General features: G+C 41.0%; 17 protein-coding genes and 2 tRNA genes. All 19 read left to right on the plus strand.

Going from position 1 to position 18,535, the window contains the following annotated elements; translation table 11 throughout:
• Positions 1–8 precede the first annotated feature (8 nt).
• Complete coding sequence (locus K8L98_RS00325) at positions 9–386, plus strand: RidA family protein (RefSeq protein WP_223438883.1); 378 nt, start codon at positions 9–11, stop codon at positions 384–386.
• Positions 387–599: 213 nt separating this feature from the next.
• Complete coding sequence (gene spoVG / locus K8L98_RS00330; protein WP_070877647.1) at positions 600–890, plus strand: septation regulator SpoVG; 291 nt, start codon at positions 600–602, stop codon at positions 888–890.
• Between the two features lie 205 nt (positions 891–1,095).
• A complete protein-coding gene (gene glmU, locus K8L98_RS00335) occupies positions 1,096–2,451 on the plus strand; it encodes a bifunctional UDP-N-acetylglucosamine diphosphorylase/glucosamine-1-phosphate N-acetyltransferase GlmU (protein ID WP_223438884.1) in 1,356 nt (451 codons plus the stop codon).
• Between the two features lie 61 nt (positions 2,452–2,512).
• Positions 2,513–3,466 carry a ribose-phosphate diphosphokinase gene (locus tag K8L98_RS00340; RefSeq protein WP_223438885.1) on the plus strand — a complete coding sequence of 318 codons (954 nt, stop codon included), beginning with the start codon at positions 2,513–2,515 and terminating at the stop codon, positions 3,464–3,466.
• A 157-nt stretch (positions 3,467–3,623) separates the two neighbouring features.
• On the plus strand, positions 3,624–4,274 hold the full coding sequence (locus K8L98_RS00345) for a 50S ribosomal protein L25/general stress protein Ctc (RefSeq protein WP_223438886.1): 651 nt from the start codon (positions 3,624–3,626) through the stop codon (positions 4,272–4,274).
• A gap of 211 nt (positions 4,275–4,485) precedes the next feature.
• Positions 4,486–5,043, plus strand: a complete 558-nt coding sequence (gene pth, locus K8L98_RS00350) for an aminoacyl-tRNA hydrolase (protein ID WP_223438887.1) — start codon at positions 4,486–4,488, stop codon at positions 5,041–5,043.
• Positions 5,044–5,108: 65 nt separating this feature from the next.
• Positions 5,109–5,339 (plus strand): anti-sigma-F factor Fin, encoded by a 231-nt coding sequence (locus K8L98_RS00355; protein ID WP_223438888.1) that lies wholly within the window; start codon positions 5,109–5,111, stop codon positions 5,337–5,339.
• Positions 5,340–5,499: 160 nt separating this feature from the next.
• The gene (gene mfd / locus K8L98_RS00360; RefSeq protein WP_223438889.1) at positions 5,500–9,030 is read left to right on the plus strand and encodes a transcription-repair coupling factor; all 3,531 of its coding nucleotides are present in this window, start codon (positions 5,500–5,502) and stop codon (positions 9,028–9,030) included.
• A 202-nt stretch (positions 9,031–9,232) separates the two neighbouring features.
• Positions 9,233–9,769, plus strand: a complete 537-nt coding sequence (spoVT, locus tag K8L98_RS00365; RefSeq protein ID WP_070877654.1) for a stage V sporulation protein T — start codon at positions 9,233–9,235, stop codon at positions 9,767–9,769.
• A gap of 210 nt (positions 9,770–9,979) precedes the next feature.
• On the plus strand, positions 9,980–11,572 hold the full coding sequence (locus K8L98_RS00370) for a putative polysaccharide biosynthesis protein (RefSeq protein ID WP_223438890.1): 1,593 nt from the start codon (positions 9,980–9,982) through the stop codon (positions 11,570–11,572).
• A gap of 20 nt (positions 11,573–11,592) precedes the next feature.
• Entirely contained in the window at positions 11,593–13,062 is a 1,470-nt protein-coding gene (gene yabN, locus K8L98_RS00375) for a bifunctional methyltransferase/pyrophosphohydrolase YabN (protein ID WP_223438891.1), read from the plus strand.
• Positions 13,063–13,077: 15 nt separating this feature from the next.
• Positions 13,078–13,341 carry an RNA-binding S4 domain-containing protein gene (locus K8L98_RS00380; protein ID WP_223438892.1) on the plus strand — a complete coding sequence of 88 codons (264 nt, stop codon included), beginning with the start codon at positions 13,078–13,080 and terminating at the stop codon, positions 13,339–13,341.
• 92 nt (positions 13,342–13,433) lie between these two features.
• Positions 13,434–13,739, plus strand: coding sequence for a sporulation protein YabP (gene yabP, locus K8L98_RS00385; protein WP_070877658.1), 306 nt, complete (start codon positions 13,434–13,436; stop codon positions 13,737–13,739).
• Entirely contained in the window at positions 13,736–14,365 is a 630-nt protein-coding gene (yabQ, locus tag K8L98_RS00390; RefSeq protein WP_223438893.1) for a spore cortex biosynthesis protein YabQ, read from the plus strand. Before yabP ends, yabQ begins: the two co-directional genes overlap by 4 nt.
• A 13-nt stretch (positions 14,366–14,378) precedes the next feature.
• Positions 14,379–14,759, plus strand: a complete 381-nt coding sequence (locus tag K8L98_RS00395; protein ID WP_223438894.1) for an FtsB family cell division protein — start codon at positions 14,379–14,381, stop codon at positions 14,757–14,759.
• Between the two features lie 81 nt (positions 14,760–14,840).
• A complete protein-coding gene (locus K8L98_RS00400) occupies positions 14,841–15,293 on the plus strand; it encodes a S1 domain-containing RNA-binding protein (RefSeq protein ID WP_070877661.1) in 453 nt (150 codons plus the stop codon).
• Between the two features lie 354 nt (positions 15,294–15,647).
• Positions 15,648–15,724: transfer RNA gene (locus K8L98_RS00405), tRNA-Met, on the plus strand.
• A gap of 8 nt (positions 15,725–15,732) precedes the next feature.
• Positions 15,733–15,804, plus strand: a tRNA-Glu gene (locus tag K8L98_RS00410).
• Between the two features lie 205 nt (positions 15,805–16,009).
• Positions 16,010–18,490, plus strand: coding sequence for a stage II sporulation protein E (spoIIE, locus tag K8L98_RS00415; protein ID WP_223438895.1), 2,481 nt, complete (start codon positions 16,010–16,012; stop codon positions 18,488–18,490).
• The last annotated feature ends 45 nt before the right edge of the window (positions 18,491–18,535 follow it).

Below are 18,535 nucleotides of genomic sequence, written 5' to 3' on the forward strand. Positions count from 1 at the left end.
GAGAGATTATGATGAGAAAAGTTGATACAAAAAAAGCTCCGGCGGCTATTGGACCTTATTGTCAGGGGATTGTCATTGACCGATTATTCTTCAGTTCGGGTCAAATTCCGCTTACTCCTGAAGGTGAAATGGTGAATGGCTCAATTGAAGAGCAGACACATCAGGTTTTTTCGAATTTAAAAGCTGTGCTTGAAGAAGCGGGTGCCTCTTTACAGACTGTTGTAAAAGCAACTGTATTTTTAAAAGATATGAATACCTTCGCTGCATTCAACGAAGTGTATTCCGAATACTTCAGCGAACATAAACCTGCCCGTTCATGTGTTGAAGTAGCAAGATTGCCTAAAGATGTGCTGGTAGAAATTGAAGTTATTGCTTCTGTTAACTGATCATTTTAGGATGGAGCTTTTGCAAGATGAGCCATTTATGATTAGCTGTATATTTAAAAAAATCATTAATTAATGGCAAAAACACAAGCATCCAGATTAAATGAGCACAATCACCTGATTTTTCAAAATATTTTTCCATTCTTGCAGGAAAAAGAAAAATTCCGTTGAATAACTTAACTAAAGTTTTTCATACAGGAAAAGGTGGTGAACAGAATGGAAGTAACTGACGTAAGATTACGCCGCGTAAACACCGAAGGCCGCATGAGAGCGATTGCATCAATAACGTTGGATCATGAGTTTGTTGTTCATGATATCCGTGTGATTGATGGAAACAATGGACTTTTTGTGGCAATGCCAAGCAAACGCACTCCGGACGGAGAGTTCCGTGATATCGCACATCCAATTAATTCTGGAACTCGCGGGAAAATTCAAGAGGCAGTATTAGCCGAGTATCATCGTTTAGGTGAACTTGAAGTTGAATTTGAGGAAGCAGGCGCTTCTTGATTATATGAAGCACTTTAAAAGTCGGGTAGGACTTAGTCCTATTCGGCTTTTTTTTTTATCAAAACTACTGCTGAAATGATTGAAAGGGCCTTACATATCATGACAATTTTATGAAAAATTATGTACTTTCATATGTTTTCTTGAAATAAGGTGCTATTTGAGATATATTTTTCTATGGATAAAAAGGTATATTGGAGGCCTGAAAATGGATAACCGATACGCAGTAATTTTAGCTGCAGGACAAGGCACTAGAATGAAATCAAAGCTTTATAAAGTGCTGCATCCAGTTGGCGGCAAGCCGATGGTTCAGCATGTTGTTGATGAAGTTTCTAAATTAGAATTAAGCAAAATCGTTGCCATAGTAGGTCACGGAGCGGAAAAAGTACAAGATCAGCTTGGCGAAAGCGTCCAATATGCTGTGCAGGGCGAACAGCTTGGAACGGCACATGCTGTTATGCAGGCAGCAGCTCATTTAGAAGATCAAGAGGGAACGACTATTGTTATCTGCGGAGATACTCCTTTAATAACAGCAGAAACAATGGCATCTTTACTCTCTCATCATTCAGAAATGAAAGCAAAAGGTACAATTCTTACAGCGAAAGCAGAAGATCCTGCCGGTTACGGCCGCGTCGTCAGAAATGCGGAAGGCCACGTTGAAAAAATTGTAGAGCATAAAGATTCAAATGCAGAAGAGCTATTGATCAAGGAGATCAATACAGGCACTTATTGCTTTGACAACCGCGCTCTTTTTGATGCGCTGAAAAAAGTGTCAAATGATAATTCTCAAGGTGAATTTTATCTTCCTGATGTGATTGAAATTCTTAAAACAAACAATGAAATCGTTTCTGCATTCCAGACGGCATCATTCGAAGAGACGCTTGGAGTAAATGATAGAGTAGCTCTTGCGCAAGCTGAGCAGTATATGAAAAAGCGGGTAAACGCCTTTCATATGAAAAACGGGGTTTCCATTATTGATCCTGAGAACACATACATCTCAAGTGATGCTGAAATTGGACGGGACACTGTAATTTACCCCGGCACTGTTATTTCAGGCAATACCGTCATTGGAGAAGATTCTATTATTGGACCTCACACTGAAGTGAAAGACTGCACGGTTGGAGATCGCACAACAATCCGCCAGTCTGTTGCACATGACAGTGAAATCGGTCATGATGTAAATATCGGGCCTTTTGCTCACATCAGACCTGCATCGTCTATTTCGGATGAGGTGAAGATCGGCAACTTTGTTGAAATCAAGAAATCCTCAATGGGCAAAGCAAGCAAAGCTTCTCATTTAAGCTATATTGGCGATGCTGAAGTCGGCGCAGATGTGAATCTTGGCTGCGGATCCATTACTGTCAATTACGACGGCAAGAATAAATTCCTTACAAAGATTGAGGACGGCGCTTTCATAGGCTGCAATTCAAACTTAATTGCACCGGTAACAGTAGGTCAAGGTGCGTATGTTGCGGCAGGTTCGACTATTACAGATGATGTACCAGGCAAGGCGCTTTCTATTGCGCGTGCAAGACAAGTGAATAAAGATGGATATGTGAAGTAAAGAGTGCACAAGAAATCATGCTTCTCAATATTATAAAACCTAGTGGAGGTCTCCTTTAAATATGTCTAATCGTTATGCAGATTCTAATTTAAAGATTTTTACATTAAACTCGAACACAGCTTTAGCTGAAGAGATTGCAGATGAAGTTGGTGTTGATTTAGGTAAATGTTCGGTAACTCGTTTTAGTGATGGAGAAGTTCAAATTAACATTGAAGAAAGTATCCGCGGCTGTGACGTTTTCGTTATTCAATCAACGAGCGCGCCAGTTAATGAACACTTGATGGAAGTATTGATCATGATTGATGCGCTTAAGCGAGCATCTGCTAAAACAATCAATATTGTTATGCCTTATTATGGCTATGCACGTCAAGACCGCAAAGCGCGCGCTCGTGAGCCGATTACTGCTAAGCTTGTTGCGAACTTGCTTGAAACGGCTGGCGCAGACCGCGTCATCACTCTTGATCTGCATGCTCCGCAAATTCAGGGATTCTTTGATATCTTAATTGACCATCTCATGGGTGTGCCGATTCTTTCAGAGTACTTCCTTGAAAAAGACTTAAAGGACATCGTTATTGTTTCGCCTGACCACGGCGGGGTAACACGTGCCCGCAAGCTTGCAGACCGTTTGAAAGCGCCGATTGCGATCATCGACAAACGCCGTCCGAGACCGAATGTAGCTGAAGTAATGAACATTGTAGGTAACATTGAAGGCAAAACAGCTATCCTAATTGATGATATAATTGATACAGCCGGAACGATTACACTTGCTGCTAACGCATTAGTGGAAAACGGGGCAACAGAAGTATATGCTTGCTGTACTCATCCTGTTTTATCAGGACCTGCGATCGAGCGTATCCAAAACTCAAATATTAAAGAATTAGTTGTAACGAATTCAATTAATTTGGGTGAAGAGAAGAAAATCAGCAAGCTGAAACAGCTATCAGTTGCTCCACTAATTGGTGAAGCCATTATCCGAGTTCATGAAGAGCAATCTGTCAGCACTCTTTTTGATTAATGCATTTGAAAAACACCCTCGTGCCTTTTAGGCCCTGAGGGTGTTTTTGTGTTATAAAATCGTTAAGAAACTTTATATGGAAAGAAAAATGTTTAGATGCTGGCAATAATGGGAATTAAATAAGACATAACTTATCGTTAGGAAGGTGTTTTGGACTATGACAACATTAAAGGTACAAGAACGAACAGTATTTACAAGCTCAGCAAGAAGAAAGGTTCGTGAACAGGGACAAGTTCCTGCTGTCATTTATGGAAAGTCAACGGATACAAAATCAATCTCCTTAGATAGCATTGAATTAATTAAAACGCTGCGTGAAGAAGGGCGCAACGCCATTATAAAGCTTGATTTAGATGGAAAATCACATTCGGTTATGCTGTATGAAATGCAGACAGACCCGCTCAAAAACGAAATCATTCATGCGGACTTTCATGTCGTTAACCTTAAAGAAGACGTTGTCGTTGAGGTTCCGATTACGCTGACAGGCGATGCAGCAGGGGTAAAAGACGGCGGAGTGCTTCAGCAGCCAATGTATCAGGCATCAATTACAGCTAAGCCTGGTGATATCCCTCAGTCCATTGAGGTCGATATTTCAGAGCTTGGCGTCAACGATACACTGATGATTAAAGATGTTAAGGTTTCAGGGAAGTACACATTCAATCATGAAGAAGATGAAGTTGTCGCTTCTATTCTGCCTCCGAAGCAAGAAGAAGAAATTGACAGCGGCGAGCAGCAAGAAGGCGGCGAACCAGAACGTGTTGAGGGCAGAGAGAACAACGAAGATTCCTCTGAAGACAATAAACAATCATAATTTACAGAACGTAGCCATTTAATGGCTGCGTTTTTTATGGTATTGTTTAAATAGAGAAAAAGATACTAAAATTAGGGTGATGATAGGTAATTGGGATAACTCTGCTCCAATCCGCATCATCCTTTTTGAACATAATTGAGCGAGTATGGCTAAGGTATACACTATTGGTTAGCTTAGTTGTACCACTTCTAGAATAAAGGCAGGTACGAGAATGAAACTATTCATTGGACTTGGGAATCCAGGGAAGCAATATGAGGATACACGGCACAATGTCGGCTTTATGGCGATTGACGAACTATCAAAGCGATTGAACATTCCTCTTGATCGTTCAAAGTTTAACGGAATCTTCGGAATCGGTCATGTTTCAGGCGAGAAAATCATATTATTAAAACCACTTACATATATGAACCTTTCAGGTGAATGCATCAGGCCCTTGATGGACTATTATGAAATCGAGGATAAAGACATTGCTGTCATTTACGATGATCTTGATTTACCCGCTGGAAAAGTGCGTCTGAGAATGAAGGGCAGTGCGGGAGGCCATAACGGAATCAAATCAATGATTACGCATTTAAACACCCAGGAATTTAATCGTGTGCGAATTGGAATCGACCGTCCGGCTGGCGGCATGAGTGTTTCAAATTATGTTTTGGGCTCATTTGGGAAAGAAGAACAGCCGAGCATAAAAGACGCGATTGCAATCTCTGCAGATGCATGTGAAAGCTTTATTACAGAGCCGTTTTTACAGGTGATGAACAAATATAACTAAAGAGTATAAGCGAGCTCCTGAAGGTTCATACTAGAGTTAAAAACCTTTTCAGGAGGGGCTTTTAAGTGGCGCTACATTATAAATGCCGTCATTGCGGCGTAAATGTTGGAACAATTGACAGCGTTTCAGTATACAGTGAACAATTGGGATTCCATCACCTGTCGCAGGAAGAGAGACAAGAAATGATATCATACGAGTCGAATGGCGATATACTTGTAAAAACCATTTGCGAGGATTGTCAGGAAGCATTAGAGAGAAATCCTGATTATCATCAGCTGCAGCGTTTTATTCAATAGGAAAAGCTTTGGTGACGAAAGGAACCAAGGCATTTTTCCGTTAAATCCAGTAACTGAGCTTATTGCGCAGGAGCCGTGTTATTTGGCCCCTGTGCTCTGCTTCTAATAGAGAGATCGACATCCGCCTTTCTATCACTAACAAAAGGGGAGGTTTTAGCCTTTGCAAAGTTTGCAGCATTACTTTTATGATAATGACGATTTTCAGACGATTATTGAAGGAGTTCATGGAGGCCTGAAAGAACAGCTCGTAGCAGGCTTATCCGGCTCTGCAAGGTCTGTCTTTACATCTTCACTTTATCAGCATTCAAAAAAACCGATTTTAATGATTACCCATAATCTGTTTCAGGCCCAGAAGATTTATGAAGACCTGGCCAACCTTCTCGGGGATCAGGTCCTTCTTTATCCTGTAAACGAATTAATTGCTTCTGAGCTTGCTGTAGCAAGCCCTGAGTTAAAAGCACAGAGAATGGAAGTCCTGAATCAATTATCTCAAAATAAAAGAAGAATTATTGTTGCTCCGGTCGCAGCGCTCAGAAGGTTCTTGCCGCCGAAGGAAGCTTGGCTTGAAAATCAGTTTCATTTAAAGCTTGGGCAAGATTTAGATCTTGAAAAAACAATGGCATCTTTAATTACGATGGGGTATGAAAGAGCCGGAATGGTTTCTGCTCCAGGAGAGTTCAGTTTAAGAGGCGGGATTATGGATATCTATCCTCTTACCGAAGAATACCCGATTCGGATTGAATTGTTTGATACAGAGATTGATTCGATCCGCTCTTTTAACAGCGAAGATCAGCGTTCAATTGCTAAGCTTAAAGAAGTTCATATCGGTCCTGCAGAGGAACTCGTTGTTGATCAAAGCAGAATCACTGCATGTATACAGAAGCTGGAAAGTGGTTTAGCCTACAGTTTGAAGCGGCTGAAAGATGAAAAACAAAAAGAGATTCTGGCAGAGAATATCGGCTATGAGCTTGAACAATTAAGAAACGGCCAATTTAATCAGGAAATGTTTAAATATCTTTCATACTTTTATGCCAAGCCTGCTAGTTTACTAGATTATTTTCATGAGCAGACCATTGTCGTCATGGATGAAGTCAGCAGAATTCAGGAAATGTACGAAAATCTTGAAAAAGAAGAGGCTGACTGGTATACGAGCCTGCTTGAGCACGGAAAAATTGTGAATGATGTTCAGATGTCACATAAATATACAGATGTTTTAACAAAAACAAAGCATCCGCTTGTCTATCTATCCTTATTTTTGCGTCATGTCCCGCATACAAGTCCTCAGAATATCTTAAATGTCTCATGTAAGCAGATGCAGAATTTTCATGGGCAAATGAATGTGCTGAAAAGTGAAATTGATAGATGGAAAAAAGCAAAATTCTCTGTTGTATTTCTTGGTGCTACAGAAGAGAGAGTCAAAAAGCTTGAGGGTGTGCTGGCTGATTATGAGATTACAGCTGCTTTTTTGAAAAAAAATGAAGCGCCAAAGCTTGGCAATCTCTACATTATGGAAGGCGATCTTCAAACGGGGTTTGAACTCCCGCTGCAAAAGCTTGCCGTTATTACAGAGGAAGAACTTTTTAAAAAGAGAGTGAAAAAACAGCCAAGAAGCCAGAAAATATCAAATGCAGAAAGAATCAAGAGCTATTCGGAACTTCAAGTCGGAGATCATGTTGTTCATGTGAATCACGGGATCGGTAAATACTTGGGCATAGAAACCCTTGTAATTAATGGCGTGCACAAAGATTATCTGCATATCCGCTATCATGGCAGCGACAAATTGTATGTCCCAGTTGAACAAATTGATCTGATCCAGAAGTATGTAGGTTCAGAGGGAAAAGAGCCAAAAATCTACAAGCTTGGCGGCAGTGACTGGAAGCGGGTTAAGAAGAAAGTTGAATCCTCTGTCCAGGATATAGCAGATGACTTAATCAAGCTTTATGCCGAGAGGGAAGCAAGTGTAGGCTATGGGTTTTCGCCTGATGGCGAGATGCAGCGCGAGTTTGAATCGATTTTTCCATACCAGGAAACAGAGGATCAGCTCCGCTCCATTCATGAAATCAAGCTTGATATGGAAAGAGAACGGCCGATGGACCGGCTTCTTTGCGGTGATGTGGGCTATGGTAAAACAGAGGTTGCAATCCGTGCTGCATTTAAAGCTATTGCTGATGGTAAGCAGGTCGCCCTTCTGGTTCCAACGACCATCCTTGCACAGCAGCATTTTGAAACAGTCCGGGAGAGGTTTCAGGATTACCCGATTAATATAGGCTTGCTAAGCCGCTTTAGATCAAGAAAAGAAATGAACGAAACAGTAAAAGGTCTGAAAAGCGGCACTGTTGACATGGTAATAGGGACACACCGACTATTATCTAAAGATGTTACGTACAAAGAGCTGGGCCTATTAATTATTGATGAAGAGCAGCGCTTTGGTGTTACACATAAAGAGAAAATTAAACAAATGAAGGCAAACATTGATGTCCTGACTTTAACAGCTACACCAATACCGCGTACGCTCCATATGTCAATGCTTGGAGTCCGCGATTTGTCTGTTATCGAAACACCGCCTGAGAACCGGTTCCCTGTACAGACATATGTCGTCGAATATAATGGCGGGTTCGTCCGTGAAGCAATTGAAAGAGAACTTGCAAGGGGCGGCCAAGTCTACTTTTTATACAACCGCGTAGACGATATAGACCGTAAAGCAGATGAAATATCTATGCTTGTACCTGATGCACGTGTGACATATGCTCATGGAAAAATGTCCGAGAATGAACTGGAATCAACGATGCTTAATTTCCTTGATGGGCAATTTGATGTGCTTGTCAGTACGACAATCATTGAAACTGGGGTTGATATTCCAAATGTAAATACGCTGATCGTCCATGATGCCGATAAGATGGGTCTCTCTCAGCTCTATCAGCTAAGAGGCCGTGTCGGACGTTCCAGCCGAATTGCGTATGCTTACTTTACGTACCGAAAAGACAAAGTGCTGACTGAAGTAGCGGAAAAACGTCTGCAGGCAATTAAAGAGTTTACAGAACTGGGTTCGGGCTTCAAAATTGCGATGCGCGACCTTTCGATTCGCGGAGCAGGGAATCTGCTTGGTGCACAGCAGCACGGATTCATCGATTCTGTTGGTTTTGATCTTTATTCTCAAATGCTGAAAGAAGCAATTGAGGAACGAAGAGAAGACGGCCCGAAAGAGAAACCGTTCCAGGTTGAAATTGATCTTGAAGTGGATGCTTACTTGCCGGAAGAGTACATTTCAGACGGCAGACAGAAGATTGACATCTATAAACGATTCAGAGCTGTTGCTTCTTTAGCTGATTTAGAAGAGCTGCAGGAAGAAATTGTCGACAGATTCGGGGATTATCCTGCAGAGGTTGGCTATCTTCTGCAGATTGCAAAACTTAAAGTTTTTGCTGTCCAGGAGAAGGTAGATATGATCAAGCAGGAAAAAGACTCAGTAGCCCTTTTCGTCAGTGAGGATGCGAGCAGGCTGGTCGACGGACAGAAGCTGTTTGATCTGAGCAACAAATACGGCAGAGCCGTCGGTCTGGGAATGGACGGAAAAAGGCTTAAAATCACCATCCAGACAAAAGGAGTTATTGCTGATAAATGGCTGAAGATTGCATCAGAGCTTTTAAATGGTTTAGGCTCGGTAAAAAAAGTAGAGATTTCTGCTAACTGAGTTTAATACCCGTTCTTTTTGTCTAAGCTGAAAAGAAAATACTGCCTATTCAAGAAAATTTCACTGTGTTTGTGTATATTGCGTGTTTTAGTGAAGGATACTATCCCTAAGCAATGGTGATTGTTGCAAAAAGAAGCTCACTTTAGCTGGAGCAAACAATCATCAAGTACACAATCATCAAGTGAAAGTGAGGCAGCATTAGATGAAAGCAACTGGTATAGTACGTCGTATTGATGATTTAGGCCGTGTGGTGATCCCCAAGGAAATTCGCAGAACCCTGCGCATCAGAGAAGGAGATCCGCTTGAAATCTTCGTCGATCGAGACGGAGAAGTGATATTGAAAAAGTATTCACCAATAAGCGAGCTTGGCGATTTTGCAAAGGAATATGCTGATGCTTTATATGACAGCCTTGGACATCCCGTGCTGATATGTGACCGTGACACATACATAGCAGTTTCAGGAGGCTCTAAAAAGGAATACATGAACAAAAATATAAGCGAACAGGTAGAAAAAGCAATGGAAGAACGCAGCTCTGTGCTTAACACAGAAGGCGGGAATATCCAATTGATAGATGGAACAAGCGAAGAGCTTAAATCCTTCACAGTTGGACCGATTGTTGCAAATGGAGATCCTATCGGTGCTGTTGTTATCTTTTCAAAGGATCAGGCAGTAGGAGAAGTAGAGCATAAAGCAGTAGAAACGGCAGCTGGGTTTTTGGCGCGCCAAATGGAACAGTAGTCATTATTTATATATTGTTTTATCCGGGCAGCGATTTTTGCTGCCTTTTCCTATTGAATGCACTTATATAGTCACAGAACGGATTTAATGGCGAATCCTAATCTGTCTGCCTGCGTTAAACGGGCGCTTCCGCTTTTCTGAAGATGGAGCTGCTTACATGTTGTGGTATAATAGGCACGTTCAGCTTAAAATTGGAAGGAGAATTGGGCGATGAACGTCCGTTCTGATACATCAGCAAATCTCTTTCTGCAAGGTGCCTTTGTACTGACACTTGCGGGACTGATTATAAAGATAATGAGCGCTGCTTACAGAGTGCCCTATCAAAATATTGTTGGAGACATAGGGTTTTACATATACCAGCAGGTTTATCCTTTTTACGGGATTGCCATTATGCTTGCTACAACCGGATTTCCGGTCATTATTTCAAAATTAATCATCGAATTTGGAGACAGAGAAAACGATACTTCGATTTTTTCTATAGTAAAGATTTCATTTTTGTTCTTAATTGCAGTTTGTACATTATTCTTTTTATGCCTCTATTTTGGGGCAGAGTACATTTCGGAAATCATGGGGGACACAGAGCTTGCCCCGCTGCTTAAAATTATTTCATTTTCTTTTCTGCTGCTTCCCTTTATATCTATTGCGAGGGGTTATTTTCAAGGATCTGATAATATGCTTCCAACTGCTCTCTCCCAAGTGACAGAACAAGGGATCCGAGTTATAACGATCCTTTTCTTTTCATATATTCTGATTCAAAATGGATACTCCCTATATGAAGCGGGCGAAGGGGCTTTATTCGGCTCATTGACAGGGGGGCTTGCTGCTGCTGCAGTTTTATCCGTATTTTTGGCAAGAGACAAAAGAAGAGGTTCGCCTTTTCAAACAAGGAAATCATCCATTCACATAAAAACAATCGTTAAGTATTTATTAATTAATACAATGACCATTTGCATCACAAGCTTAATGCTGATTTTCATCCAATTGATTGATGCGATGCAGCTATATTCGGCGCTTCGCTCTAACGGAATCGAAATGTCCGCTGCTAAAGCTCTGAAAGGCATATATGACAGGGGTCAGCCCTTAATCCAGATTGGGACTGTCGCAGCAACATCCTTTTCCTTATCATTAGTTCCGCTTATCTCATATGCGAAAAAGAATCATGAAGCTTACGTGATAGCAGATAAAATAAAAAGTTCCATGAAAATCTGCACAGTAGTCGGAACGGGTGCAGCAGCAGGACTGATTATGATTATGGAGCCGACAAACATCATGCTGTACCGGGATGCTTCAGGAACGAAAGTACTGGCTGTTTTAAGCGTTTCAGTCATTTTTACTTCCTATGCCCTGACACTTTCTGCGATCTTGCAAGGGCTAAGCTTCACTTTTTTTCCTGCAGCTGCAGTTCTGATTGGAACCTCAGTTAAACTTGGTTTAAACATTCTTTTGGTTCCGACGATGAATACGGAGGGAGCAGCTGTTGCAACAATTGCTGCATATGCAGTGATCAGCCTTCTGAATGCCTGTTATTTGAAAGTGAAAGGTTACATGCTGATCAGCTTGATGGATCTTCTCAAAACTGCCGCTGCTGCAGGTCTGATGATTGCGGTGCTTTTCCTTTATATGTCGGTCTTTGATCAATATTGGGCGGACTATGACCGTTTGGCGGCTGCACTAGGATCATTAACGGGTGCTTTAACAGGAGCGGTCATCTATCTAATGGCCATTTTAAAACTATCTATTTTTACAAAAAATGAACTAGCGGCATTTCCGGGCGGAAAAAAGCTTGAGAAGTTTTTAAAATAAATGAAACGGGGTATGGAATGATGACAAAAAAGATTACAGTTGTAGGACTTGGGGGCTCAGATGCCAGTCATCTGCCGCTTGGAGTTTATCGTAAACTTACATCAGCCTCCCACTTGTTTTTAAGAACAAAAGAACATCCTGTGGTCGATGAACTGAGGGCAGAACTGCCGGATTTCAGGACATTTGACCACCTTTACGAAGAGAATGACAAGTTCGGTGATGTTTACGCTGAAATTGAACTGGAGCTATACAAGGAAGCTGAAGATAAAGAGATTATTTATGCTGTTCCCGGACATCCTCTTGTTGCAGAGCAGACGGTGCAATTGCTTCTTCAAAATGGCGGACAGAGAGGCTATGAGATCCATATAGCTGGAGGTCAAAGCTTTTTAGATGCTACGTTTACTGCGCTTCAAATCGATCCGATTGATGGGTTTCAAATGGTTGACGGTCTGACGATGAAGAGAGAACAGTTAAATTTCAGACAGCATTTGATTATATGCCAGGTATATGACCAAATGGTTGCTTCTGAAGTGAAATTAACTCTGATGGAAGATTTGCCTGATGACTATGAGGTTAAGATTATTACGGCGGCAGGCAGCAGTGAGCAAAAGATCGTAAAGGTACCCCTTTTTGAGCTTGACCGGGTTACGTCGGTTAACAACTTAACAAGTGTGTATGTACCTCCTGTAGAAGATGAGAGCATTCTGAATCATCAATTTTCAGCACTGCGAGCGGTGATTGCGGAGCTTCGAGGGCCAAATGGGTGCCCGTGGGATTTAAAGCAGACCCATCAGTCCCTGAAAAAATATTTAATTGAGGAATGCTACGAGTTAATAGAGGCCATTGACGAAGAAGATGATGAACATGTGGTTGAAGAGCTTGGAGATGTTCTGCTTCAGGTCATGCTGCATTCTCAAATTGGCTCAGACGATGGCATGTTTTCCGTTGATGATGTCATTAGAACATTAACAGAAAAAATGATCCGCAGACATCCTCATGTTTTTTCAACTGCTGTTGTTAGCGGAACAGACGAAGTCCTGTCGAACTGGCAGGAGATTAAACGTGCAGAGAAAGGATCAGGTAAAAAAGAGTCCTTATTGAAATCCATTGCCGGATCACTCCCTGCATTATCTAAGGCCTACCATATTCAAAAGAAGGCTGCTAAAGTCGGTTTTGACTGGGATCATGCTGAGTCAGCATGGGAAAAGGTTCAGGAAGAGATGCAGGAATTCAAGGCTGAAACAGCAGAAAATCATGCTGATCAAACAAAGATCCTGGCGGAGTTTGGGGACATCCTCTTTGCACTGGTCAACATCGGCAGATTTTACGGAGTTGAACCTGAGGAAGCCTTATCGGCAACCAATCAGAAATTTAAAAGACGATTCGAATATATTGAAAAAAAGGCAGATGAACTAAACCTAAACCTGGAACAAATGTCTCTTGAAGAAATGGATTCTTACTGGGATGAAGCGAAAAGCAAAGGGCTATGAAGGGGTGCTTAAAAGATGAGACTAGATAAATTTTTGAAGGTTTCGAGACTGATTAAAAGAAGAACACTTGCAAAAGAAGTGTCCGACCAAGGCAGAATAACGGTTAATGGCACAGTTGCAAAAGCAAGCTCTATTGTAAAATTGGGTGATGAGCTTGCCATTCGATTTGGGCAAAAACGCATCATCGTAAAAATTGAAAACCTGCAGGATTCTTCTAAAAAAGAGGATGCAGCGGGTATGTATTCACTTGTAAAAGAAGAAAAAATCAGCGAAGAATAGAATTTGATATCATGTGAGGGCTTGTTCTATTTCGCATTCTTGGCTCATAGAAATAGGTAAGAATATTTCTTAGAAGAATGCGGGGGTTGGCAATGAATCAATATTATGATAATCAATCACAGCCTAAGGGAACGATCCAGGAGCATGATGTTATTATGAGAGGCCGTAAACTGCTCGATATTACAGGCGTAACACATGTAGAAAGCTTTGATAATGAAGAATTTCTGCTTGAGACGGTGATGGGTGCTCTTGCTATCCGCGGAGAAAATCTCCAAATGAAAAATTTGGACGTAGATAAAGGGATCGTCTCAATAAAAGGAAGAATTTTTGATCTCGTCTATCTGGATGAGCATCAGACGGAGAAAGCTAAAGGACTCTTTAGCAAGTTATTTAAATGACGCTCTCCACTCAATTCCTGACGATGCTTTCCATGGTTTGTTCAGGCTGTTTTATTGGCGCTTCACTTGATACTTACGGCCGCTTTCTTATGCGGCCGAGAAGAGCCAAATGGGTTGTATTCATAAATGACATCTTATTTTGGCTCGTTCAGGGCCTCCTTTTATTTTATATTCTCCTGAATGTGAATGAAGGAGAATTCCGCATATACATACTGCTTGCCCTGCTGTGCGGATATGCGGCATATCAAAGCTTGATAAAAGGGATTTACTTAGCGCTTCTGGAATTCATTATTAAGTGTGCAGTAGGCATTTATAAGACGATGCTGAAGATGGGGAATTTCTTTTTAATTAAGCCTATTGTTGGCATTTTTAATTTATTGACAGCAATTATAAGCGGACTTGTCATTTTTTTGTGGAACTTGTTAAAATGGATGGCAAGAGTGGTTTATGCTATCGCAAAGGTACTGTTATCTCCTGTTTTTTGGATTTTAAAAGGATTGTGGAAACTGATTCCATTGTCCATCAGGAACTTTTTTTACAGGTTTTTCAAAAAAACGGCAGGACTTTATGAGAAAATCAAGAATAAGAGTGGTAACTTATGGATTTCGTGGAAAAAGAAGAAATAAAGGAGGCTAATGAATGAGTCTCGCTAAAGACCGGAAAATTACGCAGCTTCAATCACAGTATATGCAGCAGCAGGAGCGGAAAGATCAGATATTAAAAAGGCGAAAACGCGGATTGATCAGACGGTTGACATTATTTGGATTGATTGCGGCGGTAACTTCTGTTATCGTATTAACGACTCTCATATCTCAATCCAGTGCCATTAATGAGAAGGTTCATCAAAAGAAAGAACTTCAAACTCAATTAACGGAGCTCCAAAAAGATGAAAAGGTATTAGAGGAAGAAATCGTAAAGTTGAATGATGATGAGTATATTGCTAAAATTGCTCGTCGGGACTATTTTTTATCTGAAGACAATGAGATTATCTTCACGTTGCCAAAAAAAGATAAAGAGTAGTGTTGTTGACACTTGATTTTTGGATTATGTATAATTAAATAAATGAGTTTTTTATGTTTATTAAGGAGGAGCATTTTTTTTATGTCGATAGAAGTTGGCAGCAAGTTACAGGGTAAGGTAACGGGCATTACAAATTTCGGAGCGTTCGTAGAGCTTTCGGGTGGCACTACAGGACTCGTCCACATCAGTGAAGTTGCTGATAATTATGTGAAAGATATTAACGATCACTTAAAAGTCGGTGACGAGGTAACCGTTAAAGTCATCAATGTAGAGAAAGACGGAAAAATTGGCTTGTCAATTAAAAAGGCAATTGATCGTCCTGAGCGCCCAGAACGTTCAGAACGCCCGAATCGCTCAGACCGTCCAAACCGCTCAGATCGTCCAAGAGGCAGAACGAATACAAATGAATTCCGCCCTAAAGAGAATTTTGAGCAAAAAATGAGCAGATTCTTAAAAGACAGTGAGGATCGCTTATCATCACTTAAACGCAATACAGAATCAAAGCGCGGCGGTCGCGGAGCAAGAAGAGGTTAACTTGCTGCTATCTGATATAAATGCTGAAAACGGCAGAGAAAGTACATGAGAATGTGCTTTCTTTTTTTTATGGAAAAAAGAATAGAATAAATAAATGGGCTGTTTTTGCTGATAAACAATTCTGCTGCTTGCAGGGTTGAGTGGTCAGTCTGTTTTTTGTTTTTTCACTGCCGAAGCGTTTATGCGGTTCTGCATATCATTATCACCCCAAAATGAGTGAACGATTTTTCATAATTAGACCCCATTTATTCCGACATTGTTTACTGAATATTTCAACTTTCTTTTTTTTGTTGACGAAAGTCGAAATCCTTTGTATTATATATCTTGTGCCTTATAACATTTGGCAGTTAAAATGGCGGTGTAGCTCAGCTGGCTAGAGCGTACGGTTCATACCCGTGAGGTCGTGGGTTCGACTCCCTCCGCCGCTACCATTTTTTCTGGCCCGTTGGTCAAGCGGTTAAGACACCGCCCTTTCACGGCGGTAACACGGGTTCGAATCCCGTACGGGTCATCGTGATGAAAACCCTGATTTTCCTTAATGGAAAGTCAGGGTTTTTTTGTGTTTTATTATGAAAATAAAAAGCTTTTTCGGGCATTTTGTCGCTATTCAAAAAAACAGTCGAACGTTTCTTGGGATAAGCTTCCTTCTTTTGACAAAATCTTTTTTTTGCCTTCGATATAATAACCACATCATTAAAAAGTGGGGGAATGAAAATATGGAAAAGGTAGAAAGAAGGGTTATCGAGCCGATTACGGAAGTGAATCTTGAGAGGACGCATCAATGGTTTAATCGTTCAGTTCATCGTTTTGGGACAAGACTGCAGCTGCTCTTTTTGCATAAAGGTCTTCTTTATGTGCTGATCGGCTTTCTGCTGGGAAGAGCACTCATTTTAACTGAAGTTCTTCCTTTTGCACTGCCGTTCTTTGGCGCTGTCCTCTTAATGAAAAAAGATAAAGCGCTATTCTCCTCGCTTGCTCTGATCGCAGGAGCTGTCACGATATCGTGGCAGACCTCTCTATTTGTCACTGCCTCTATTCTTATCTTTCTGATCATGAAAAAATTAACCTCTCTTATCTATAAAGATAAAATGAAAGCATTGCCGTTTGTTGTTTTCCTTTCGATGATGCTGACTAGAATCGGCTACTTTTATCTTCAGGATTCACTTACATTGTACGATTATATGATGGCAGGGGTTGAGTCAGGACTTGCTTTTATTCTGACACTTATTTTTCTGCAGAGCTTGCCTCTTATATCAGCCAGGAAGTACAAGCAGTCTCTTAAGATAGAAGAAATCATATGCATAATGATTCTGCTTGCTTCCGTGCTGACCGGTTTTGTTGGGGTCTCATACCAGGAGCTTCAGGCAGAGCATATTTTATCGAGATACATTGTCCTGCTGTTTGCTTTTATCGGCGGATCGAGCATTGGCTGCACAGTAGGTGTTGTAACCGGCTTAATTTTGAGTCTTGCCAATGTCGGAAACCTCTACCAAATGAGCCTCCTTGCCTTCTCGGGTCTGCTTGGAGGGCTCTTAAAAGAAGGCCAGAAATTTGGGGCAGCCATTGGTCTTTTAATCGGATCTCTGCTGATTTCCCTTTACGGAGAAGGGTCAAACGACCTGATAAAAAACTTATCAGAATCACTCATTGCCATTGGGTTATTTCTATTAACACCAAAGGCAATTACAAATAAATTAGCTAAGCATATTCCCGGAACAAACGAACATACACAGGAACAGCAGCAGTATGTAAGAAAAATCAGGGACGTAACGGCCCATCGGGTAGATCAATTCTCTCAAGTATTTCATGCACTTTCAGAAAGCTTTGTCACATTCTATGAAAAAAGCGAAGAGTCAGAAGATCAAAGGGGGACCGATTTGTTTTTAAGCACCATAACTGAAAAAACGTGTCAGACCTGTTTCAAAAAAGAAAGGTGCTGGGTGCAGAACTTTGATACAACCTATGACTTTATGAAGACTATTATGCATGAAAGCAAAGAAAACACGTATCATGGTAACCGGAAATTAAAAAAGGAATTTGAGAGATATTGTTCAAAACCGAAAAAAGTAGAGGAGGCTATTGAACAGGAAATTAATTATTACGACGCTAATGAAAAGTTAAAAGAGCAGGTGCAGGAGAGCAGAAGGCTTGTAGCGGAACAGCTGATGGGAGTTTCGCAGGTCATGGAGGATTTTGCAAAGGAAATAAAGCGTGAACGAGAAAATCATTTTGTTCAGGAAGAACAAATTCTTGAGGCACTTCAAAGCTTCGGGATTGAAATTGGCCACGTAGATATATATAGCCTGGAGCAGGGAAATGTTGATATCGAGATGAGTATTCCATTTTGCAATGGACACGGGGAGTGCGAGAAGATCATCGCACCAATGCTCTCTGATATTCTGGAAGAGTCAGTGATTGTCAAACATGAAGAATGCTCGAGCTATCCGAACGGATATTGTCACGTATCCTTCGGTTCTTCGAGAACATATAGAGTTGATTCCGGTGTGGCTCACGCGGCAAAAGGAGGAGGTCTTGTTTCAGGAGACAGCTATTCAACGATTGAACTCGGTTTTGGAAAATACGCCATTGCAATCAGTGACGGCATGGGAAATGGAGTGAGAGCCCATTTTGAGAGCAATGAGACCATAAAGCTGCTTCAAAAGATTCTGCAGTCCGGAATTGAAGAAAAAGTTGCGATTAAGACAATAAATTCCATTTTATCCTTAAGAACAACAGATGAAATATTTTCAACGCTCGATCTGGCTATTGTTGATCTGCAGGATGCAAGCTGCAAATTTTTAAAGATTGGATCCACACCAAGCTTTATTAAACGCGGCGATCAAATCATGAAAATTCAAGCCAGCAATTTGCCAATGGGAATTATTGAGGAATTTGATGTTGATGTCGTTGGAGAGCAGCTGAAGGCGGGAGATCTTCTGATCATGATGAGTGATGGAATTTTCGAAGGGCCAAAGCATGTGGAGAATCATGATTTGTGGATGAAGAGAAAAATAAAAGAATTGGAGACAATGGATCCGCAAGAGGTGGCAGATTTAATTATGGAGGAGGTTATCCGTACGAGAGCAGGAAAGATTGAGGATGATATGACGGTGGTTGTAGCCAAAATCGATCATAATACTCCTAAATGGGCTTCTATTCCAACGTCCAAACATTACAAAAAACAGAATGTGATGTAGAAGAATCACCCTTTAAATAAGCCCCTTCTAAAGTATAAAACTCTT

Source organism: Metabacillus dongyingensis (assembly GCF_019933155.2).
In the GTDB taxonomy this organism is placed as follows: Bacteria; Bacillota; Bacilli; order Bacillales; family Bacillaceae; genus Bacillus_P; species Bacillus_P dongyingensis.